The organism is Selenomonas sp. FOBRC9 (assembly GCF_000287655.1).
In the GTDB taxonomy this organism is placed as follows: Bacteria; Bacillota; Negativicutes; order Selenomonadales; family Selenomonadaceae; genus Centipeda; species Centipeda artemidis.
In genome coordinates, this window is sequence record NZ_ALJR01000001.1 from 25,222 (window position 1) to 47,196 (window position 21,975).

A 21,975-nucleotide genomic window follows, 5' to 3' on the forward strand; every position below is an offset into this window, starting at 1 on the left:
GCCTCCTGTGGGTTGTTTTTATTGCGTTGATTCGATATAATAACGGTGCATTTTGTAAGATTATATCGTAAGGGGGGATACGGCGGGTGCATATTGTTCTCGTAGAGCCGGAGATCCCGGGGAACACCGGAAATATTGCGCGGCTATGTGCCGGCACGGGCATAGAGCTTCATCTTGTCAGACCGCTTGGCTTTTCAACGGACAATAAATATTTGAAACGTGCGGGGTTGGATTATTGGCATTTGGTGACGGTGCATTATCACGACCGCTTTGACGAAGTTTTGGAGATGTACCCAAACCGTACGTTTTACTTTTGTTCAACCAAAGCTTCTCGGACACATTGTGACGTTGCATATCCACCGGATGCGTTCTTGGTGTTCGGCAAAGAGAGCGCAGGGCTCCCGCATGATTTGCTCGCCGCCCATCGAGACCGAACAATCCGCATCCCTATGGCATCGGGGGCGCGTTCTCTGAATTTATCCAATGCCGTCGCCGTTGTTGCCTATGAAGCGCTGCGGCAAAATAACTTTTCTGCGCTGCAATGTGTCGGTATCGGATTTTCTGCGGAACCATGAGAAGGGAAGAATGAGATGAACAAGGATTTTATCGATTTCTGTCATAAGACATTTGATCCGTCGCGGCTCTTCATGAACGCACCCATGCGATTCCATACGACCTTTTGCATCGGCGGACCTGCCGATATGTTGTTTTATCCCGCTTCTATCGACGAGGTGCAGAAGATCATCCAAGCGGCAAAATCATATGGCGAGCCGATCACACTCGTGGGAAACGGTTCTAATATATTGGTGCGTGACGGTGGGATTCGAGGACTGGTCGTTCGGTTCAATCATACGATGAGCAGCATCGTTGCATCCGGCTCAGACATTACTGTGGGCGCAGGCGCGTTGCTGAAAGATGCCGCCGCTTTTGCACAGCGGCAGGGTCTGACCGGAATGGAGTTCGCCGCCGGAATCCCCGGCAGCATCGGCGGCGCGATCTTTATGAATGCGGGCGCCTATGACGGGGAGATGAAATCTATCGTAACGCAGGTGAAAACGGTCTCAGCCGCAGGAGAAATCCGTTCCTATGCAGCGCATGAGTTGGACTTTGATTATCGCCACAGTATATTTCACGAGCGCGAGGAAGCGATTTGTGAAGTGCGGCTGCATTTGATGCCGGGGAATCCTGCCGATATTTTGGAGAAGATGACCGATTTGAACGGGCGGCGCAAGAGCAAGCAGCCGCTTGAATACCCGAGCGCGGGAAGCACGTTCAAGCGTCCCCCCGGATACTTTGCCGGCACGCTCATTGACGAGGCGGGATTAAAGGGATTCACGGTCGGTGGTGCACAGGTATCACGCAAACATGCGGGCTTTATTGTAAATATTGGGGGCGCGACGGCAAACGATGTGCAGCGTCTGATTGCGGTGGTACAGGAACGCGTTTATGCGCGGAACGCGGTGCGCCTTGTGCCCGAACTGCGCATCATTGGGGAGCCGTAACAGTATCACTGTGTATATGATTAGGAGTATGTTTCTTTGTAATGGAATGCTATACAAAACTCATAGAATTTCACGCATTATATCCGCGCATCGTTATGGCACTGGGGATGTTTGACGGCATTCACTTAGGGCATCAACGCATCGTCAAAACGGCGGTGCGCCGCGCACGGGAGATCGGCGGAACGGCGCTTGTCTTTTCCTTCTTGAATCACCCGCGTGCCGTGGTAGACCCGCAAAGAAGTCCGCGCCTTATCGGCAGTGATGTTCTGCGGCGAAAGATTTTAGAGCGCCTCGGTGTTGATGTCTTGGTGGAGATCCCGTTTACGCCAAATTTCGCCAAAACGGATGCCACAGATTTTGTTGCACTGCTGCATCAATATTGTGCACCGCAATACGTTGTGATCGGAGAAAATTACACATTTGGCAGATTTGGGCGCGGCACACCTGATCTCATGCGTCAAGAGGCGAAGCGTTACGGATTCAGGGCGCTCGTATGCGATCCGGTGATCCGTGACGGAGAGCCTATCAGCAGCACACGCATTCGCGGACTTATTCAACATGGGGATATTGCCAAGGTCAACGAGTATCTTGGGTATCCGTTTTCTATCATAGGAACGGTTGTTCACGGTGAGGCGCGCGGACGCCTGCTTGGCTTTCCAACGGCGAACATTGAACTGCAGGACGAGAACGAGAGTCTGCCAAACGGTGTGTATGCGGTAACCGTTGCGCATGGAGCGGAGCAGTATGCGGGCGTTGCCAACATCGGAAATAATCCGACCTTCGGCGGCTGCAGGCGGCGCCTTGAGGTTCATATCTTTGATATTTCGAAGGATCTGTACGGAGATCGGCTCACCGTATCGTTTCACGCGCGCATACGAGAGGAGCGGCGATTCTCTTCAGCAGAGGAACTGAAAGCACAGATCGAGCGCGACAAAAAAACGTCTATCAGCGTGATAGCGGAAATTTTTCATTTACAAGAAAATATTTCTATGGTAATATGAACGACGTCATAGAGCCGTGACTCGGATAACGATTAATCCGACGTTTTCTTGGTCATCGGTCAATATTTTAGAGGAGGATTTTATATGCTTACGCAGGAAAAAAAACAGGAAATCATTAAGGAACATGCAATTCATGAGGGTGATACCGGATCGCCGGAGGTGCAGATTGCCGTATTGACGGCGCGCATTCAGTATCTCACCGAACATCTGAAAGAACATAAAAAGGATCATCATTCGCGCCGCGGACTTCTGAAGATGGTCGGACATCGCCGCCGTCTGCTCGGCTATCTTTACAAAACGGACATTGAGCGGTATCGCGCTATCATAATAAAGCTCAATCTGCGTAAGTAACAGCTTATGCGGAGGTGAAAGGGCGGGGATTTCCCCGCTTTTTTGCTATAGGGAAAAGGATTCTAAGATGTTTTGTCGAATGCTTTTGTCATGTAATGCATGTGAGAGACCTAGGAGGATAAATGTATGCAGAGTTTCGAAATTGAACTGGGCGGACGAAATATAATCGTAGAGCACGGAAAAATGGCAAAGCAGGCAAACGGCGCCGCATTGGTGCGTTATGGCGATACGGTCGTACTTGTCACGGCGACCGCATCGAGTGCGCCAAGAGAGGGCGTCGATTTTTTCCCTTTAACCGTGGACTACGAGGAGAAAATGTATGCGGCGGGCAAAATTCCCGGCGGCTTCATTAAGAGAGAAGGTCGTCCCAGCAACGATGCGGTACTCTGCGCACGATTGATTGATCGCCCCATTCGTCCGCTGTTCCCGGAAGGTTTTCGAAACGATGTTCAAATTGTCGCAACGGTGCTCTCTGTCGATCAGGATAATCCGCCGGAGATCGCCGCAATGCTCGGCGCATCCTGCGCGCTGACCGTATCCGATATTCCTTTTATGGGACCGATTGCGGGTGTGCGCGTCGGCTATGTTAACGGTGCGTTCGTGATCAATCCAAAGGAGGAGGAACGCGCCGTCTCGGAGCTGAACCTCACGGTTGCCGGTTCTTATGATGCGGTCATGATGGTCGAGGCGGGCGCAAATGAGCTGTCCGAAGAGATCGTCTTAGACGCTATCCTGTTCGGACATGCCGAGATCCGCCGTTTGGTTGAATTTCAAAAAAATATACAAAGCGTCTGCGGAAAGGAAAAACAAATTCCGGCGATCTTTGCCGTCTCCGAAGAACTTGAGGAAAAGATCCGCGTTTATGCGGAGGAACGTCTTGACGCCGCCACCCGCAACGAGGATAAACTCGGACGAGATGCCAATATCGCGGCGATTAAGTCCGAAACGATGGAACACTTTATCGTTGAATATCCGGAGCAGGCAAAAGAGATTTCGCAAATTCTCTATAAGATTGAAAAGAGCATCGTGCGCCATATGATTACGCACGAAAAGATACGTCCGGATGGGCGCGCGCTCAATGAGGTGCGCCCTGTGAGCTGTGAGGTCGGAATTTTACCGCGGACGCACGGCTCCGGGCTTTTTACACGCGGTCAGACACAGGTGCTCACGGTAACGACGCTCGGTTCTATCGGCGACGAGCAGATCATCGACGGTTTGGGACCTGAGACCACGAAACACTACCTGCATCATTATAATTTCCCGGGATACAGCGTCGGTGAAGCGCGCCCTATGCGCAGCCCGGGACGCCGTGAAATCGGACACGGTGCGCTTGCTGAACGCGCCCTGTTCCCGATGATTCCATCCATTGAGGATTTCCCCTATACGATACGTCTTGTTTCAGAGATTTTGGAGTCGAATGGATCGAGTTCGATGGGCAGCGTCTGCGGCAGTACGCTCTCGCTGATGTGCGCCGGCGTTCCGATTAAGCGCCCTGTTTCCGGTGTCGCTATGGGGCTCGTCAGGGACGGCGACGATTATTCCATTCTGACGGATATACAAGGCATGGAAGACGCACTCGGCGATATGGACTTTAAGGTTGCGGGAACGGCAAAGGGCATTACGGCGATTCAGATGGATATCAAGATCGCGGGCATCACGCGGGATATTCTCGCTTCCGCCTTGGCACAGGCGAAGGAGGGGCGCGCATTTATCCTTGGCAAGATGCTGGAATGCATTGATAAGCCTGCGGAAGAACTCTCTCCGTACGCGCCGCGCGTGGAGACGATCACTATTGACGTGGACAAGATTCGCGACGTCATCGGCAGCGGCGGCAAGGTCGTTCGTAAAATCATCGACGAGACCGGCGTGGATATCGATATTCATGAGGACGGCAATATCTTTATCACCTCTCCGAATACCGAAGCGATGGATCGTGCGCGCAAGATGATCGAGGACATCGTTCGCGACGTTGAAGTTGGGGAGATTTATACCGGCCGCGTGACACGCTTCCTGAAGTTCGGCGCTTTTGTAGAACTTCTCCCCGGGAAAGAGGGGCTTTGCCACATCTCCCAGCTCGCAAAGCATCGCGTAGAGAGCGTGGAGGACGTTGTGCATGTCGGCGACGAGCTGCAGGTCAAGGTCATTGAAATTGACGAGAAGGGGCGCATCAACGTCAGCCATAAGGTACTGCTCTCATGATTCAGGTCTATACGGGAAACGGGAAGGGAAAGACGACTGCCGCCATCGGTTTGGCGATTCGCTCACTCGGCGCAGGACACAAGGTCTATCTGATGCAGTTTATGAAGAGCCTTGCTTACAGCGAACAGGGGCTTTTGCGTACGCTCCCTCATATGACACTTGAAACGACGGGAAAACCTTTCTTTATCGCCGAAGACGGCATGATGGATGAAAAAACCAAAGAAGCGTTTGGGGACAGCGTTGTTATCTTTCCGAAAGGACATCCGCCGGCGGATTATGTCGCGCTGCTCTCGGAAGGCCTGCGCCGTGCGGCAGATGCTGCCGCAACTGGGGAGTATCAACTCGTTATCCTAGACGAGATCAATGTCGCACTGGCGTTTGGTCTACTACAAAAAGAGCAGATGGAGCATTTTTGGGAAATTCTTCCTCTTGAAACCGAACTCATCTGTACGGGGCGAAATGCCCCACAGTGGCTGCTGGATCGCGCTGACCTCATCACGGAGATGAAGGAAGTGCGGCATTATTATGAGCGGGGAATCCCTGCACGAAAAGGGATTGAGAATTAAAGGAAATAGAAGGAGACTGCATGATGGAATCTATGATTCGCGGTATTAAACTAGCGCCGTCCGGACACGCAAAGATCGACTGGGTGAAACGCTTCATGCCGGTGATGGCGGCTGCGGATAAGGAGTATTCTGTTTCAAAGCCCTTCACAGGCATTAAGATGGTAATTACGCTTCATCTTGAGGCAAAAACCGCTTATATGGCAACGATATTCAAACATGCGGGAGCGGAGGTTGCCGTGACCGGCAGCAACCCCCTATCGACGCAGGATGATGTTGCAGCCGCACTCGTCGAAGAAGGTGTTCACGTATTTGCATGGCATGGATGCACCGATGAGGAATATTCCGTGTTCCTCAATAAGGCGCTCGATATCAAGCCCGACATTGTCATTGACGATGGCGGCGACTTGGTGGATATGCTTCATACTACTCGTCGGGAGCTGCTGCCGACGCTCATCGGCGGTTCCGAGGAGACAACCACCGGAGTGCATCGTCTCTATGCACTCGAGCGGCAGGGCAAGCTCGAATTTCCTATGATTGCGGCAAACGATGCATACTGCAAATACCTATTTGACAACCGTTACGGAACCGGACAGTCCACCTGGGATGGCATTATGCGGACGACGAATCTTGTCATCGCGGGAAAAACCGTCGTTATCGCCGGTTACGGCTGGTGCGGCAAGGGCGGTGCAATGCGTGCGCGCGGACTCGGCGCTAACGTCATCATTACGGAGGTAGATCCGATCAAGGCAATCGAAGCCGTTTTTGACGGATTCTATGTGATGCCGATGGACGAAGCCGCGAAAGTCGGCGATATTTTCCTGACACTGACCGGAAACAAAGATATTCTTCGCAAACATCATTTTGCCGCGATGAAAGACGGCGCAATGATGGCGAATTCCGGACATTTCGACGTTGAAATCAATATACCGGAGCTCGCCGCAGAATCCGTATCCCATCAAACAGTACGAGACAATATCGAAGAATATGTCCAGCCCGACGGGCGGCGTCTCTACTTACTGGCGGAGGGACGCCTCGTGAATCTCGCTGCGGGGGACGGACATCCGGCAGAGATCATGGATCTTTCCTTCGGCGTGCAGTTCTTCTCCGCGCTGCATCTTCTCCGCCATGGGAAAGAGATGAAAAAAGGCGTTCATCTGATGCCCGAGGAGATCAATGTCGAGATCGCCAATATCAAGCTCAATTCGCTTGGTATCTCCATCGACACATTGACCGCGGAACAAAAAGAATATCTCGGATTGGCATAAGGGGGCGCCCCGTGAATATACTGATTAAAGACGTTGCTGCTCTTTTGCCGGACGGGACAACGCCGACGCTCAATATCGCGATTGCGGATGACCGTATTCTTTCGATGGGCGACGTGCCGTATGATTTTCATGCGGACAAAACAATCGACGGGACACGGCACTTTGCAATCCCGGGATTGGTCAATGCGCATACCCACGCCTCAATGACACTCCTCCGCAGCTATGCGGACGATATGAAGCTGATGGACTGGCTTCAGACAATGATTTGGCCAATCGAGGCAAAACTGCATTCCGACGATATTTATTGGGGCGCTATGCTTGCCGCAGTAGAGATGATTCGCAGCGGGACGACGGCGTTTGCGGATATGTACGGTCCCGATATGGATCGTGTCGCCGAGGTGACGGAGGTTTCCGGTCTGCGCGGCGTTCTCGCGAGAGGTCTGATTGGCGTTGCGCCCGATGCGGATAAGAAGCTGGAGGAAAACGCCGCGCTTTATGAGACCTATCATGGAGCCGCAGACGGGCGCATCACCGTGATGCTTGGCCCACATGCCCTATATACCTGCCCGCCGGACTATCTCAAAAAGATTGCACAGCGCGCACAGCAGCTCGGCGCCGAAATACACATACACATGTCCGAGACTGTGGGGGAAGTAGAGTCCTGCCTCAAAGACTATGGAAAACGCCCCTTTGCACATGTGGAATCCACGGGACTCTTTGAAAACGGGACAATCGCCGCACATTGCGTGCATCTTGATGATGAGGATTTCTCTATCATCAAGAAACACAATATCCGTATCGCCCATAATCCCGGCAGCAATATGAAGCTTGCCAGCGGTATCGCGCCTGTTCCTCGGATGTTAAAAGAAGGGATCTGCGTGGCTCTCGGAACCGACGGCGCTTCCAGCAACAACAACTTGGATATGCTGGACGAGGTACAGTTATCGGCGCTTTTGCATAAAGTGGATACACTCGATCCGCTTGCAGTCCCTGCGCTCACGGCGGTCAAGATGGGAACGGAATACGGGGCACAGGCACTTTCGTTAAAGGATGTCGGACAACTAGTGCCGGGGCAGAAGGCGGATATTGCCCTCTTTTCCATGTACGGTGCAGAGTGGACACCGTGTTACAATCCGGTCTCACTCCTTGCCTATTCCGGAAAATCCTCATCCGTTGATACGGTGATCGTAAACGGAAAAATTCTCATGGAAAATAGAGAACTCAAGACACTGGATGAAGAGCGTATTTTATACGAAGCACAGCGCACGGCGGATCGCTTGACAAAATAGTGCGCACATGCTCCGATCACATTTGATGAAGAGATATTTCACTTGACTATGCCTCCATCTCAAAAAGATGGAGGCATAGTCAAGTATGGAGGGATTCTCATTGAAAAAACGAAGTCCCGGTCGTCGATCGCCGAAAGCCCGCGGAAGTTCTCCGGCGAACGATTCAGGACGAAAGTATGAATTTGTCGGGCTTATACTTCTCACATTTGCCGTACTCTCAGGCGTTGGGCTTCTCGGTTGGAATGTCGGTTTTGTCGGTATCTTTTTTGCAAATATATTTCGATATTTATTCGGCTGGGGCGCGGCCTTTGCAATTTTGGTCATTGGGCTTGTCAGCATACAGTATATTTTGCATCATCGCAGCTTATTATATACGAAGCGTTTTTTTGGTGTCATAGGCTTATTTATATCGATCCTTGCGGCATGGCATCATTTTGTCATTCCCGTCGGTGAGGAGATACTGCCTCAAAGCCTTGCAGACGGCGGGGGACTGCTCGGTGGGAGCGTGCTCCTCGTGCTGCGGAAATTCTTTGGTGTGGACGGATCTATTATCCTGCTCACGACGATCATTCTAGGCTCCGTTCTTTTATCAACAACGTGGTCGTTCGCTTCCGGCTATATCCGCACAAAAGAGCAGGCAAAAAAAGGCGCATCAGCCGCCGGAACAGCCGTTAGTGCGACCTATGAAAAGATGAGTGCCGTCAGCGAAAAAATCGAAGAAAAAGCTGCAAATATCGTCAGCGACGTGCGCGCATCCGTTCCGTATAATCAGGCAAATGACACACTCTTTGCGGAAGCGGACATGCCCGATGAAGTCTTTGGCGCAAATCTGTCGGAAAAGCCTGTTCCGGAAGCAATCGAAACGCTTGACGTGCCGGCTCTTGAAGAGCGGGAACAAAAAGCGGAAATACAAGCACAAGCTCCGTACGAGCCGCTAATCCCCGTTACAGCGGAAGAAGAGGAAGCGGATCATACTGTTCCTTCGATATTTCCCATCCGGTATGCGGAAGATAACGCGCAGTCCGAAGAAGCTATTGATGTCGCTCTGCCGTATGGCCATCAGGAAGATACGACGTCTGCGCCTATGATAGAGATTTCTCATATTGACGAACCTGCGATAGAAATAGAGGAGGATGCTGCACCGTTTCCTCTTGATGCGCCCTCCGAACCTCCTGCCGCTCCTTCGTCGGCAAAGAAGCCGCCGCAAATAAGCAACTCTGTGGAAATGCCTCCCGACCATAAGGAGAATGCCTATGAGCTGCCCAAGGTTACGCATATCTTATCCAAGCATATCAAACAGGAAAATGAATCTTTAGCGCAGGAGATTGAGGAGAATGCGCACATTTTGCACCAGACACTAGAGAACTTCCGCGTCAACGCAAAGGTGATCAGCGCCTGTCACGGTCCCGCGGTCACGCGTTATGATCTGGAACCAGCGCCCGGTGTCAAGGTCAGCAAGATCACAAATCTGGCGGAGGATATTGCGCTCCAACTGGCAACATCCTCTGTGCGTATCGAGCCTGTACCGGGCAAGGCTGCCATCGGCATCGAGATTCCGAATCGCACCTTGGAGAGCGTTCAGCTCAGAGAAGTCTTGGAAAATCCACAATTTCAAGAGGCACAGTCAAAGCTTACCGTCGGGCTAGGGAAGGACATTGGAGGACAGGCGGTCTTTGCCGATATTGGAAAAATGCCGCACCTGCTGGTTGCCGGTGCAACCGGATCGGGAAAATCTGTCTGCATCAATACACTCATCTCAAGCATCCTGTTTAAGGCGACGCCGGATGAAGTAAAATTTATCCTGATCGACCCGAAGATGGTCGAGCTGTCGAACTATAACGGCATCCCTCATCTCATGGTTCCGGTCGTGACCGACCCGAAAAAAGCCTCGTCCGTACTCAACTGGGCGGTACAGGAGATGGAGAAACGGTATACGATTTTTGCCAATCACGGCGTTAGGGACATTAAGACGTTCAACCGCCGATATGCGGAAGAAAAAATGCCCCTTATCGTCATCGTCATCGACGAACTCGCCGATCTCATGATGATTGCACCGCGTGATGTGGAAGACGCCATCTGCCGCATTCTCCAAAAGGCGCGTGCGGCGGGGATCCACATGATCCTTGCGACACAGCGTCCGTCGGTGAACGTCATCACCGGCATCATTAAGGCGAATTTGCCGTCGAGGATTTCGTTCGCCGTGTCTTCTCAAGTCGACTCACGCACGATCCTAGATCGCGGCGGCGCGGAAACCTTGCTTGGAAAAGGCGATATGCTCTTTTCGCCGCAGGGCGTTTCGAAGCCGCTGCGTGTTCAAGGCGCGTTCATCAGCGATGAAGAAGTCGAGATGCTGCTTGACTTCATCCGCGCACAGGGACAGGAAATTGACGAGAATGAGGAGCTTGTCAGCTTCATCGAAAACGAGGCAAAGGAAAACGAGCCGGAAGAGGATGACGAGTTCCTTATGAAACAGGACAAGCTTCTGCCGGAAGCTGTGGAGCTCGTCCTATCGATCGGGCAGGCATCTTCGTCAAGTATTCAAAGACGATTCCGTGTCGGATATTCGCGTGCGGCACGTCTCGTCGATGCGATGGAAGAGCTCCGCATCATAGGTCCGAGCGCCGGCGGGAACAAGCCGCGCGAGATTCTTATGACACCGGAGCAGGCGCGTGAGCTCGTAAAAAGTGTGATGTAAAACAGCGTGTATTTTCTTCAGTTCTATGCTATACTTACGCTCAACCAGTATTTTGCCGTGATGCTTTTAGGAGGGTGTCCAGATTGAAATACATGACCGGTAACGAATTGCGGGAGGCCTATCTCCAGTTCTTCGCAGAAAAAAAAGACCATCTTCGTCTCGCGAGTTATTCGCTGATCCCTGAAGACGATCCGACGCTTCTTTTAATCGGCGCCGGCATGGCGCCCCTCAAGCCCTTCTTCACGGGAAAAATGAAACCGCCGCGCCCACGTATTACGACTTCGCAGCGTTGTGTGCGTACCGGCGATATAGAGAATGTCGGGCGTACGGCGCGTCATCAGACATTCTTTGAAATGCTCGGAAACTTTTCCTTTGGGGATTATTTCAAGAAAGAGGCAATCCCTTGGGCATGGGAGTTCTTAACGGAAGTGATAGAACTCCCAAAGGAAAAGCTCTGGGTCTCCATTTATCCCGACGATAATGAGGCACGTGCCATTTGGCTGGAGCAGCCGGGGCTGCTGCCGGATCATATTGTTCCTCTGAACGATAATTTTTGGGAGATCGGCCCCGGTCCCTGTGGTCCTGACTCCGAGATCTATATCGATCTCGGTGAAGAGCGCGGCTGTGGAGAGCCTACCTGCGGCGTCGGCTGCGACTGCGACCGCTTCCTTGAAATTTGGAATTTGGTCTTTACACAATACGATCGCACCGAGGAGGGGGAATACAACCTCCTTGCGCACAAGAACATTGATACCGGCTGCGGGCTGGAGCGACTTGCGTCTGTTGTGCAAAATAAAGAAACGAACTTCGAGACGGATCTGCTCTATCCGATCATCGCTTACGCGTCGAAGATTTCGGGCGTTGCATACGGAAGCGATAAGCGCAAAGATATTTCGCTGAAGGTAATCGCGGATCATGCGCGGTCTATCTCCGTCATGATCATGGACGGTATCCTGCCGTCCAACGAAGGGCGGGGGTATGTCCTGCGCCGCACACTGCGCCGTGCGATCCGGCACGGGCGGATGCTTGGTATTACGGATCCTTTCCTTGACGGTGCAGTAGATGCCGTCGTTGAGATTTTCCGCGGCGCGCCTGATTTCAGCGAACTCACGGCAAAGCAAGAATACATCAAACGTGTGATCCGCGTCGAGGAAGAGCGTTTTGCATCGACCCTTGCGCAGGGCATGGAACTGCTAAATGGCGAGATCGATCGTCTCAAAGAGGAGAACAAGGTCGTTCTGCCGGGAGACATCGGATTCAAACTCTATGATACCTATGGATTCCCGCGTGAACTGACGGAAGAAATTCTCCATGAACACGGCATCACTCTTGACGGCGTGGAGTTCGACAAAGAGATGGAGGCCCAGCGAAGCCGTGCGCGCAGTGCGCGTGCAGAGAATCAAGTAGTTGCCGTGCCGGATTTGTCGAATATCGATACGAGTGCGCTTCGCTCCGATTCGACTGCCAAAGAAGCCGTTGTCGCGGCGATTTGGCGTGACGGCGAGATCGTCGATTCTCTGCGTGACGGTGAGAGCGCGGGTATCATCCTCGATAGGACCCCGTTCTATGCCGAGGGCGGTGGACAAGTCGGAGACGAGGGGGTTCTGCGGAGCGATCTCGGATATATTTCGATCAGCAATGCGAAAAAACTTCCCGACGGGACAATTTATCATATTGCTTACGTGGAAGAAGGAGAAATCCATCGCGGTGACCGCGTGGACATCACGGTAAATCGGGAGCGAAAACTCTCCTCCGCACGCAACCACACGGCGACACATCTTCTGCAGGCAGCACTCCAACGTGTTGTGGGTGCACATGTCAAACAGGCGGGCTCCTTGGTAACGCCGGATCGGCTGCGCTTTGACTTTACCAATTTTGAACCTGTCACGGAACAGCAGATCCGTGATATTGAGGAATTGGTGAACGCAGAGATTTTGCGCTCGGTCGATCTCGATATCTCCATGATGCCGATTGCGGATGCTAAAAATATGGGCGCCATGGCGCTCTTTGGTGAGAAATACGGCGATATTGTCCGTGTGGTTAGCGTTCCGGGGTTCAGCATCGAGCTGTGCGGCGGATCGCATGTCGGCAATACGGGGCAGATTGGACTCTTTAAGATCATCGCAGAATCCGGTGTTGCCGCAGGTGTACGCCGTATCGAGGCGATTACAGGGAAAGCGGCGTTCTCCTATGCCGCGACACTCTACCATACCGTACAGGAAATATCCGCAAAGCTGAAAACAAGACCGGAAGATCTGTCCTCTCAAATCGATAAATTCCTTGACGAGAGGAAAGCGATGCAGGAACAGCTTCGTCAATTTGCCGAGTTTAGGGATAAAGCCGATGCACAGAAACTCCTAATGGCCGTTCGTGAGATCGGCGCCTTCCATGTCGTCGTTGGTAAGGCGAATGTTGATTCTATGGACGAATTGCGTACCATCGCCGACCTTGCCTGCGAGAAACTCGATCATGGGATCGTGATTCTTGCTGCGGTCATTGACGATAAGGTCAGCCTCGTTGTTAAGGCGGATAAGAATGCGGTGAGCGCCGGGGCTCATGCCGGACAAATTATCAAAGAAGCCGCGAAGGAAGTGGGCGGCGGCGGCGGCGGTCGCCCGGATATGGCGCAGGCGGGCGGGAAGACCCCCGAAAACATTCCTCAGGCATTTGATGCGGCAATTTCCGTAATCCAGCGGCAGGCAAACAACTAATACGGTTTCTTGAAAGGCTGTCACATATGCTGACGGCCTTTTTTAGAAAGGATTTTAGGATGGATGTCGATATTACAAGCGATATAAAAAAATATACGGGACGCTTCTGCATAGCGCTTTGTATCTTGGCGAGCGGTATCGCGTACATTATGATGCAAACAGATACAAATAATCATACGACACTTATCGCCGAAGGACGTCTTATGCACCGCACGGAAAATATACTTTCCCCAAGCGGCGGTACGGTAGAGGATATGACGGCACAGGAGGGGAGCTTTCTCGAAGAGGGAACGGTTTTGGCGCTTGTTCGAAACCAAATAACCGAGGAAGAGATCTTACGTTTGCAGAAAAATGTAGATTTATCAAAAAGCAATCTTGCACAGCTTCAAAACGGTATTATTGGAAATACGACAAGCAGTGTCCGCAGTACCGAAAACAATCATGAACTCATCGAAGCAGAGACACGCATGGAGCGGATGAAAGCCCTCTATGAAATGGGGGCGATCAGCGCCGCAAAACGCGACGAATCGATTGCAAACTACGAAGTTATCAAAAGTGCGTCATCTTATTCATCGCCCTCGCCGATAAAAATAACCGTCGATCCCAATACTGTCGAAGCAGCTAAGCGACAAGTCCAAGCCGCCGAAGAGACATTAAAGAAAGCAAAAGAGGGGACAGCGGCAAGTGATATTGTTTCTTCGTACGCGGGAACGATAACCAGACTATTCGTTATGCCTGGCGATCACGTACAGACGGGCGAGGTCCTTCTGCAGGTGCGCCTTGCAGAAAATCCATGGATTGAGACAGAGATTATCGGAGAAGAAATAGATAGGATATATCTAGGACAGCCGGTAGAGTATCAATTAGACCGAATGAAACTGAGCGGTACCGTGCAGGAAATTTCGGATGGCGAAACGGAGGGCGGAGGAAAACGCGTCGTTATATCCGTTCCGTCCGATATAACGGAAGTGCACGGGGATACGGAGCATATCAAGCTGCACTTTATTCCGTGACTGCTTTCATGGCGGCGTGTGACGCTTTACTTTTTCTAGGAAGCATTTTATATTGTGACGTAATAAAGCGTTATTGTGCAAAATGATTTTTTAAGAGGGAATAAATATGCCGAACCATAAACTCAGAGATCATCTGACTGATCAGCTATGTGATGCGACCGTTTTATTGAATACACGAGAGGAATGCTATCGGTTCTTTGAGGACATATGTACCATTGCAGAACTCAAGGCGATTGCCCAGCGTCTTGAGGTTGCTCATATGCTGTATGAAGGCGGGACATATGATGAGATTGTTGCGCAGACAGGCGCGAGCACCGCGACAATCAGCCGTGTGAAACGCTGTCTGAACTATGGCGCCGACGGATATGCGCTTGTTCTGAGCAGACTATTTCCACACGAAGAGCAGAAAGAGGAAGCTTATGAGTAGCTGCGACGAGCCTTTCTTATGATACAGCGCATACGACAATTTTATTGGGCAATATGGGGGAAAATGGACATAGGTATCCATACCTTTGTCAGATCTTATCTCACCGATGATGAACAGGAGCTTTTTTATGCGATGCATCCTGCGGATCGGTTTCATTCATTTCATGTGGCGCTTACCGCGAAGGAAATCTATCGAGAAGAGCGGCATTTATCCTCGGATGACTATATCTTCCTCATTCGCTGTGCGTTACTGCACGATATAGGGAAAACAAAAGGGACGACGGATGTTTGGGGTAAAGTTCTATCCGTTCTTGCACGCCGATTCTTTCCGTCGACGATACCGTTCTTTGTTTCAAAAAAAGACAAGAGTGGAATCTGCGGAAAGGTTGGAACCGCCTTTTATGTTTCTTATCATCACCCGGAAATCGGTGCGGAGAAACTTCGGATGATAGGGAGGTATAGGGAAGCAGTCATTGTAGCGCAGCATCAAAAAAAAGAAGCACCGGAAGATGATCCGGTACTTTCTATTTTGAAGCGGGCAGACGCACAGAACTAACGATCAGTATCCGCGTGTCTTATCGACGACATTCATCATACCGATACGCTGCGGGAATATCTGCAGGTTGCTGCGAAAGATCTTGAGAGAGCGCTCCAGATACATTGGGGAAACGGATGAATAATGCGGCGTAATATATAGATTTGGAACGTCCCATAGCGGAGAATCCTCCGGCAGCGGTTCTACCGCGAAAACATCGAGAGAAGCGCCGCGAATTATCCCGGAGGAAAGAGCCGCCATAAGGTCGTTCTCGTTTACCACGGCGCCTCTTGATACATTGATAAAAAACGCATTTTTCTTCATGAGACGGAATGCATCCTGATTAAACATATTGGTTGTTTCAGGCGTCAACGGCAGTGTGACAATAACATAATCCGCACAGGAGAGAGCCTCGGAAATCTGTGCTATCGGAAGCAGCTGATCGACAAACGGTTCGGTTGTTTCTTTTTGTTTTACGGCAACAACGTGCATCCCCATATTTTTCAGATGTTTTGCAACCTCGCGTCCGATGCTGCCAAGTCCGATAACTGCCGCCGTTTTACCGTAGAGTTCGTCGGGAGAGGTTAAACGCTTCCATTGGTGATTTTTTTGATTTTCCCATGCCTCGATCAGTCGGCGGCTCGACGCGAGCATCGTGCCAAGAATATGCTCTGCCATAGGGATCCCGTGGATACCGCGCGAATTTGTAAGTAAAATATCCGATCGGCAAAAATCCTCGCTGGCCATCAGTTTCTCAACACCCGCGCTAAAGGTATGAATCCATTTTAGCTTTGGCATCTGTTGGAGGAATGTGTCGATATCCATTTGGGAATCATATCCCAGCAGTATATCGACATCAGGCATCACAGAAGCAGTTTGTTCCGGACGCCCGCATACGACAGTGCAGCCGGGCGACGCGTGATGCAGAAGATCGATCTGTTCGTCATTCAATCGCACAAACGATAGAAGATGAAGTTCCATATGATAAATCCTTTCCGATGTGCAGTAAATTCGTATACCGTTCATTAAATAGTAACTATTCGCTAAAATGACAAAAAACCCTTTTCTAAAAGTTCTTCCTTCTTAACTATCCATAATTACCATTATGGATAGTTAAGCGTAAAAATAGAATAAAGATATGTGAATTTTATAACTTATGATTGACAACGCTCCCGTTTAATCCTATAATTTAGATGTTGGGTTATATAATTTTTGATTATGATTTTTAGTCAAGGAGAGTGTTCTTTTATGTCAAAGAATCCTGTAAAAATCACTGAGACTGTGCTCCGCGATGGACATCAGTCACTGCTGGCAACCCGCATGAGAATTTCGGATATGCTTCCGCAGCTTGAGGCGCTTGATGCCATCGGGTACAACTCCCTTGAAGCTTGGGGCGGAGCAACATTTGATTCTTGCCTGCGTTTCCTTGATGAAGATCCGTGGGAACGTTTGGACACTCTGAAGAAGCACCTCAAGACCCCGATCCAGATGCTCTTGCGCGGTCAGAACCTGCTCGGCTATAATCATTATTCCAACGATGTTGTAGAAAAGTTCGTTCAAAAAGCCTCTGCACACGGTATCGGCGTCTTCCGTATCTTCGATGCGCTCAACGACATTCGCAACCTGAAAGTGGCGATCAGCGCCGCGCTCAAATGTCCCGAAAAGCCGCATGTCCAAGGCTGTCTCGTATACACGATCAGCCCTGTGCACACCAACGAAATGTTCGTTGAGCTGGCGGTCGAACTCGAAAAGATGGGATGCCATTCCGTCTGTATCAAGGATATGTCGGGACTTCTGAAGCCATATGTCGCTGAGGATCTTATCACGAAGCTCAAAGCCGCCGTCAAGATTCCCATTGACCTGCATACGCACTGCACGTCCGGATTTGGTCATGCAACGTACATCAAGGCGGTTGAAGCCGGCGTCGACATCATTGATACGGCTCTTGCCCCCTTCTCCAGCGATACGTCGCAGCCGTGCACAGAGACGATGGTTGCTATGCTCGAGGGGACGGAGCGCGACACGGGGCTCGATCGTCAGGCGATGACGCCGATCTCCAAACATTTCCTCAAGGTCAAGCAGGATCTGATCAAGACCTTTAACCTAAAAGGATACTTCGACATCAACCCCAATGTTCTGGACTTCCAGATCCCGGGCGGTATGCTCTCCAACCTTGCAAATCAGCTCAAAGAAGCCGGCATGGAAGACCGCTATCAAGATCTCCTTGATGAGATGCCGCGCGTTCGCAAGGACATCGGTTATCCTCCTCTTGTCACGCCGTCTTCGCAGATCGTCGGCACGATGGCAACGTTTAACGTCATGACAGGCGAGCGCTATAAGATGGTTCCAAACGAGTTTAAGGATCTTGCACGCGGAAAATTCGGCAAGACGCCGGTTGAAATCGATCGTGCATTCCTGACGGACACCTTGAAGATAGATCCCAAGGATATCATCGATGACTGCTCCATCGAGGATGCCAAGGCTAAGACGTTTGCAGAGTTTAAGGAAGAGCTCAAAACAAAAGGCTATCTGAATCCTTCCGATGAGGACGTTCTGTCCTATGCGCTTTTCCCGCAGGTCGCAGAAGAGTTCTTCAAGGCGCACTACAAGCCCATCACGGCGTATGTCAAAGAATAATAACGCTTCCTAGAATCATTCGAGGAGACGGATTGCTTTGCAGTCCGTCTCCTTTTCGTATTCAAGAGAAAAACACTGATTTCCCGATAAACTCGCGCAAAATCGAATTGTTCGGTATATCGTCCACCGCTGTTATCTCGTTCACATACTGTAAGAATCGGAGAATTAAGGCAGCTTCTGTATATCCGTCCTCCCCTTTTTTTATTTCCTTTAGAAGAGGAATCGCATATTTCTTTAGTACGCCGACCTCATAAATCAGCGCCGAGTTGAAAAGGACATCGGCATCCTCTTGAAACGGGAATATGTATTTTTCTTCCCCAGCCCTGACGTCCGGCCACTGTTTGATGCTCTTGATGGCTTTTGAGCCGCGAAATTGATGGTCTCGTACCAATCGGCGCAAAAATCGTATATCCGTCGTTGGAATCCTATTGTGTGCATCAATATTGAGCTGAGTTAATGCGCTGATATAGATCTTGTATTTATTCTTGCGCGGGATTTCCTTTGTCAGTGCCTCGTTTAGCCCGTGAATCCCCTCTATGATGATCGGCTGATCCGAGCGAATCGATATAGGTTTGCTCTTGCCCCATTCTCTTTTTCCGCTAACGAAATTAAAGCGCGGCAGAACAACTTCTTTTCCGGCAAGAAGATCGACCATATTTTGATTGAAAAGCTCTGTATCGAGGGCTTCCAGACACTCGTAGTCATATTCTCCGCGCTCGTTGCGCGGCGTATCCTCACGATTGAGGAAATAATCGTCTAGGGACAGCATGATCGGATGCAGGCCATTGACACGCAGTTGTATGCGCAGACGCTGTGCAAAAGACGTCTTTCCGGAGGAAGAAGGGCCGGCAATCAAAATGATGCGTGTATCGTCACTATTGGAAGAGATATGATCCGCAATCTGAGCGATCTTCTTTTCCTGCAGCCCTTCCGAAACCCGGATCAGCTCCCCGATTTCATGATTTTTATTGATCCTGTTCAGATCGGAGATGTATCGACAATCTAAAATATCCGCCCATGTTTTCGATTCGGACAGGATAAGCTCGAATTTTGGCTGGTTGATGCGCTTTCGTATTTTACCGTTTGTCATCTCGTCCGGCGTACGGATCAGTACGCCGGTTTTTTCATGGTCAAGCTCGAATTGATTCAGCTCTTTTGTTTCGTGCAGCATCGGACCATATAGGTAGTCTGCATACGATTTACATGTATAGAGGCTAATATACGGCTGTGTCAGCTCCGATATCAAATTCACCTTCCCATAGCGCCCTTCCTTGCGGAAGAGCTCGATCGCTTCTTCTCTCGCAACGGAGCGTTTGCAAAAGGCTATATTCTCGGAAATCATTTGCCGCATGACGGCCTCGATTTCCTTGACAAAATGTACATCAATGCTCTTGTCGGGGTGCTGTATTTCGCAAAACAGCCCCTTGTTCACTGTAAATTTTGCAATGACTTCCGCATCTTTATCCAATTCGTTTACGGCAACAATTAAAAGAAACAATACGGAGCGCCGATAGACTCTCCAACCAAAGCGGGAATTTAGTTCTATAAACTTTATATCGTTGCTCTCATGATATAACGACTGCAGATCGTGCACCTCTCCGTCGACAACAGCGGCAACGATGGGGCTAGCGTATTCATGACTATGTTCCCGGGCGATTTCCAGCAGACTTTTTTCCATTCTTACATGCTCCTTTATTTACATATGATAGTAGATAGCGTTTAGTTTTCCGCTCTATGTTTAGATATACAAAAATCCTGCCCATCAGTAGTGCAGGATTTTATTTGTATATGACTAAACTAATGCGGTAACTAGTTTATATGTCAGTGCACCCATAACGGCGGTACAAGGGATGGTTAGAACCCATGCGATAACCATTTGCTGTGCGACACCCCAACGAACTGCATTAATACGCTTGGCAGCGCCGACACCCATGATAGAACCTGAGACGACATGTGTCGTGCTCACCGGTAAATGGAGAAGCGTCGCTCCGAATATGATTATGGATGAATTGAGATCTGCTGCAAAACCTGAGATCGGCTGGAGCTTAAATATTTTTCCGCCGATGGTTTTTATGATGCGCCATCCCCCTGCCGCCGTTCCGCACGCCATTGCCGTCGCCGCCAGTACCTTAACATAAGTCGGTACCTCAAAGACATCGATATAGCCGCCGGACAATAACGCAAGGGTAATAATGCCCATAGACTTCTGCGCATCATTTGAACCGTGAGAAAACGCCATTGTCGCGGCTGATAATATTTGCATCTTCTTGAATTTTCCATTGATGGAAGTCGGTCGAAAATGACCAAAGAAGCGAAAGAGCGCCGACATAATGATGCAGCCGGATACAAGACCGACGAGCGGCGATAGAATGAGAGATAGTATAATTTTGCCAATGCCGTAGAAGTTCAATCCGTCCGAACCGACCGAGGACATAAGAACGGCGCCGATTACCCCGCCGATGAGCGCGTGCGAGCTGCTGGACGGCATAGAGAACCGCCATGTGATAATATTCCATATAATAGAGCCGAAGAGTGCGGCAATCAGGACATGCTCGTCCACATGTCCCGCAGATTTCACAATGTCAGAGCCGATGGTTTTCGCAACGCCCGTGCTATACATTGCCCCGAGGAAATTCAGAACGGCAGCCATGATGATGGCGTGCTGCGGATGAATTGCCCGCGTCGATACAGAAGTGGCGATTGCGTTCGCCGTGTCATGAAAGCCGTTGATAAAATCAAAAATGAGCGCCAACAGGATCACTAAGAAAATCAAAAGCTGCAAATCAGGCATATTTCATTACCACTCCCCGCAGCATGTCGGCAATGAGCTCGCAGTGATCAAGCGTATCCTCCAGTTGCTCTAAGACGTCCTTCCAGCGTATGAGTTCGATTGCATTCGTTTCGTGCTCGAATAAATACGCGACTTCCTGCCGATAGATGGAGTCCCCTTCACTTTCATAGCGTTCTATCTTATGAGACGCATCGAGGATTTGAACTTGATTCTTTCGGATATTATCCAAAAAGGAAAATGCGCGCACAACTTCTTCAGTCGCCACGATAAGCAGCTCCGTCAGTTTGACCGCGCCGGGCATCGGCTCACCGACATGGTACATATGATAGCGCTGTAAAGTTCCCTGCAGCAGGTCTACCCCGTCGTCTAAATTATTTGCAAGGGCATAGATGTCCTCACGGTCAATGGGGGTGATAAACGTAAGGTTCAGCTTATCGATGATACGATCGTTGACGTTATCCGCTTCATGTTCAATGCGGTCAATTTCTTTGACTTTCTCACCGACACAGGTATAGTCCTTCATTACGTCATTAAGAACCAATACCCCAGTGTGAAAAAACTTAGCACTTTCTAGGAAGAGACTGAAAAACTCATCGTCTTTCTGTTTGAAATTGAACATATATCATGACCCTCCCTAAAATATACGAGTTTGGAGTCACACCGCTCGAAAGTCTACGGTGTAATAATATCATTATTTAGGATTGACAGCAAGACAAAATTCAAGTTCCGCGGCATTCGATTTGATGGGTTCATGGTAAAATGAAGTGGGACAGAAAAAAAGGACAGGCAGCGCTCAATGTGTTACAATGTTTTCACCACAAAAACAGAACAGAAGGTGCTGCCATGTCCCATACTCATTCTACCACAACCACGCGCTCATATAAACACCTAGACCCATATCGGCGCGGACAAATTTTTGCCCTCCTATCCACCGGTATGTCAAAGACTGACATTGCAAAGCAGGTGAAGATCTCCCGCTCTACCTTGTATCGGG

The 21,975-nt window shown here is 50.3% G+C and carries 19 protein-coding genes; 15 read left to right on the forward strand and 4 right to left on the reverse strand.

Annotated features, from left to right (window positions below; genetic code table 11):
* Positions 1–86: 86 nt before the first annotated feature.
* From HMPREF1147_RS00135 to HMPREF1147_RS00195, 13 genes are all read left to right on the forward strand, one after another.
* Entirely contained in the window at positions 87–575 is a 489-nt protein-coding gene (locus HMPREF1147_RS00135) for a tRNA (cytidine(34)-2'-O)-methyltransferase (protein ID WP_009348748.1), read from the forward strand.
* A 15-nt stretch (positions 576–590) separates the two neighbouring features.
* The gene (murB, locus tag HMPREF1147_RS00140; protein ID WP_009657180.1) at positions 591–1,502 is read left to right on the forward strand and encodes a UDP-N-acetylmuramate dehydrogenase; all 912 of its coding nucleotides are present in this window, start codon (positions 591–593) and stop codon (positions 1,500–1,502) included.
* Positions 1,503–1,543: 41 nt separating this feature from the next.
* Positions 1,544–2,503: a riboflavin biosynthesis protein RibF gene (gene ribF, locus HMPREF1147_RS00145; RefSeq protein WP_009657198.1), complete on the forward strand. Its 960-nt coding sequence runs from the start codon at positions 1,544–1,546 to the stop codon at positions 2,501–2,503.
* An 84-nt stretch (positions 2,504–2,587) separates the two neighbouring features.
* On the forward strand, positions 2,588–2,854 hold the full coding sequence (rpsO, locus tag HMPREF1147_RS00150) for a 30S ribosomal protein S15 (RefSeq protein ID WP_009657176.1): 267 nt from the start codon (positions 2,588–2,590) through the stop codon (positions 2,852–2,854).
* A gap of 126 nt (positions 2,855–2,980) precedes the next feature.
* Positions 2,981–5,053, forward strand: coding sequence for a polyribonucleotide nucleotidyltransferase (locus tag HMPREF1147_RS00155; protein ID WP_009657183.1), 2,073 nt, complete (start codon positions 2,981–2,983; stop codon positions 5,051–5,053).
* Positions 5,050–5,619, forward strand: a complete 570-nt coding sequence (locus HMPREF1147_RS00160; RefSeq protein ID WP_009657175.1) for a cob(I)yrinic acid a,c-diamide adenosyltransferase — start codon at positions 5,050–5,052, stop codon at positions 5,617–5,619. Before HMPREF1147_RS00155 ends, HMPREF1147_RS00160 begins: the two co-directional genes overlap by 4 nt.
* A 23-nt stretch (positions 5,620–5,642) precedes the next feature.
* Positions 5,643–6,884, forward strand: coding sequence for an adenosylhomocysteinase (locus HMPREF1147_RS00165; protein WP_037350917.1), 1,242 nt, complete (start codon positions 5,643–5,645; stop codon positions 6,882–6,884).
* A gap of 11 nt (positions 6,885–6,895) precedes the next feature.
* Positions 6,896–8,173, forward strand: coding sequence for an amidohydrolase (locus HMPREF1147_RS00170; protein WP_009657177.1), 1,278 nt, complete (start codon positions 6,896–6,898; stop codon positions 8,171–8,173).
* A gap of 85 nt (positions 8,174–8,258) precedes the next feature.
* Positions 8,259–10,868 (forward strand): DNA translocase FtsK, encoded by a 2,610-nt coding sequence (locus HMPREF1147_RS00175; protein ID WP_009657186.1) that lies wholly within the window; start codon positions 8,259–8,261, stop codon positions 10,866–10,868.
* 92 nt (positions 10,869–10,960) lie between these two features.
* Positions 10,961–13,579, forward strand: a complete 2,619-nt coding sequence (alaS, locus tag HMPREF1147_RS00180) for an alanine--tRNA ligase (RefSeq protein ID WP_198002963.1) — start codon at positions 10,961–10,963, stop codon at positions 13,577–13,579.
* A gap of 59 nt (positions 13,580–13,638) precedes the next feature.
* Positions 13,639–14,592 carry an HlyD family secretion protein gene (locus HMPREF1147_RS00185; protein ID WP_009657178.1) on the forward strand — a complete coding sequence of 318 codons (954 nt, stop codon included), beginning with the start codon at positions 13,639–13,641 and terminating at the stop codon, positions 14,590–14,592.
* A 106-nt stretch (positions 14,593–14,698) separates the two neighbouring features.
* Positions 14,699–15,019 carry a YerC/YecD family TrpR-related protein gene (locus tag HMPREF1147_RS00190; protein WP_009348759.1) on the forward strand — a complete coding sequence of 107 codons (321 nt, stop codon included), beginning with the start codon at positions 14,699–14,701 and terminating at the stop codon, positions 15,017–15,019.
* 18 nt (positions 15,020–15,037) lie between these two features.
* A complete protein-coding gene (locus HMPREF1147_RS00195; RefSeq protein ID WP_009657172.1) occupies positions 15,038–15,574 on the forward strand; it encodes an HDIG domain-containing metalloprotein in 537 nt (178 codons plus the stop codon).
* 3 nt (positions 15,575–15,577) lie between these two features.
* On the opposite strand, the gene HMPREF1147_RS00200 is transcribed toward HMPREF1147_RS00195, so the two are convergent.
* Positions 15,578–16,534, reverse strand: coding sequence for a D-2-hydroxyacid dehydrogenase (locus tag HMPREF1147_RS00200; protein WP_009657194.1), 957 nt, complete (start codon positions 16,532–16,534; stop codon positions 15,578–15,580).
* A gap of 267 nt (positions 16,535–16,801) precedes the next feature.
* Between HMPREF1147_RS00200 and HMPREF1147_RS00205 the strand changes: the two genes are divergently transcribed.
* Entirely contained in the window at positions 16,802–18,190 is a 1,389-nt protein-coding gene (locus tag HMPREF1147_RS00205; protein WP_009348762.1) for a pyruvate carboxylase subunit B, read from the forward strand.
* A gap of 61 nt (positions 18,191–18,251) precedes the next feature.
* Here the strand turns inward: HMPREF1147_RS00205 and HMPREF1147_RS00210 are convergent, their stop codons facing one another.
* From HMPREF1147_RS00210 to HMPREF1147_RS00220, 3 genes are all read right to left on the reverse strand, one after another.
* Positions 18,252–19,868 carry a nucleoside kinase gene (locus HMPREF1147_RS00210; protein ID WP_009657189.1) on the reverse strand — a complete coding sequence of 539 codons (1,617 nt, stop codon included), beginning with the start codon at positions 19,866–19,868 and terminating at the stop codon, positions 18,252–18,254.
* A 114-nt stretch (positions 19,869–19,982) separates the two neighbouring features.
* On the reverse strand, positions 19,983–20,981 hold the full coding sequence (locus tag HMPREF1147_RS00215; protein WP_009348764.1) for an inorganic phosphate transporter: 999 nt from the start codon (positions 20,979–20,981) through the stop codon (positions 19,983–19,985).
* Positions 20,974–21,600: a DUF47 domain-containing protein gene (locus tag HMPREF1147_RS00220; RefSeq protein WP_009348765.1), complete on the reverse strand. Its 627-nt coding sequence runs from the start codon at positions 21,598–21,600 to the stop codon at positions 20,974–20,976. Before HMPREF1147_RS00220 ends, HMPREF1147_RS00215 begins: the two co-directional genes overlap by 8 nt.
* Before the next feature lie 224 nt (positions 21,601–21,824).
* On the opposite strand from HMPREF1147_RS00220, the gene HMPREF1147_RS12380 reads away from it, so the two are divergent.
* The coding region (locus HMPREF1147_RS12380; RefSeq protein WP_369791728.1) for a helix-turn-helix domain-containing protein at positions 21,825–21,975 on the forward strand (151 nt) is incomplete at its 3' end.

Bases quoted from the DNA above. Each gene is read 5' to 3' on its own strand.
- murB (WP_009657180.1), top strand. From the start codon at position 591: ATGAACAAGGATTTTATCGATTTCTGTCATAAGACATTTGATCCGTCG.
- ribF (WP_009657198.1), top strand. From the start codon at position 1,544: ATGGAATGCTATACAAAACTCATAGAATTTCACGCATTATATCCGCGC.
- rpsO (WP_009657176.1), top strand. From the start codon at position 2,588: ATGCTTACGCAGGAAAAAAAACAGGAAATCATTAAGGAACATGCAATT.
- HMPREF1147_RS00155 (WP_009657183.1), top strand. From the start codon at position 2,981: ATGCAGAGTTTCGAAATTGAACTGGGCGGACGAAATATAATCGTAGAG.
- HMPREF1147_RS00160 (WP_009657175.1), top strand. From the start codon at position 5,050: ATGATTCAGGTCTATACGGGAAACGGGAAGGGAAAGACGACTGCCGCC.
- HMPREF1147_RS00165 (WP_037350917.1), top strand. From the start codon at position 5,643: ATGGAATCTATGATTCGCGGTATTAAACTAGCGCCGTCCGGACACGCA.
- HMPREF1147_RS00175 (WP_009657186.1), top strand. From the start codon at position 8,259: ATGGAGGGATTCTCATTGAAAAAACGAAGTCCCGGTCGTCGATCGCCG.
- alaS (WP_198002963.1), top strand. From the start codon at position 10,961: ATGACCGGTAACGAATTGCGGGAGGCCTATCTCCAGTTCTTCGCAGAA.
- HMPREF1147_RS00185 (WP_009657178.1), top strand. From the start codon at position 13,639: ATGGATGTCGATATTACAAGCGATATAAAAAAATATACGGGACGCTTC.
- HMPREF1147_RS00190 (WP_009348759.1), top strand. From the start codon at position 14,699: ATGCCGAACCATAAACTCAGAGATCATCTGACTGATCAGCTATGTGAT.
- HMPREF1147_RS00195 (WP_009657172.1), top strand. From the start codon at position 15,038: ATGATACAGCGCATACGACAATTTTATTGGGCAATATGGGGGAAAATG.
- HMPREF1147_RS00200 (WP_009657194.1), bottom strand. From the start codon at position 16,534: ATGGAACTTCATCTTCTATCGTTTGTGCGATTGAATGACGAACAGATC.
- HMPREF1147_RS00205 (WP_009348762.1), top strand. From the start codon at position 16,802: ATGTCAAAGAATCCTGTAAAAATCACTGAGACTGTGCTCCGCGATGGA.
- HMPREF1147_RS00210 (WP_009657189.1), bottom strand. From the start codon at position 19,868: ATGGAAAAAAGTCTGCTGGAAATCGCCCGGGAACATAGTCATGAATAC.
- HMPREF1147_RS00215 (WP_009348764.1), bottom strand. From the start codon at position 20,981: ATGCCTGATTTGCAGCTTTTGATTTTCTTAGTGATCCTGTTGGCGCTC.
- HMPREF1147_RS00220 (WP_009348765.1), bottom strand. From the start codon at position 21,600: ATGTTCAATTTCAAACAGAAAGACGATGAGTTTTTCAGTCTCTTCCTA.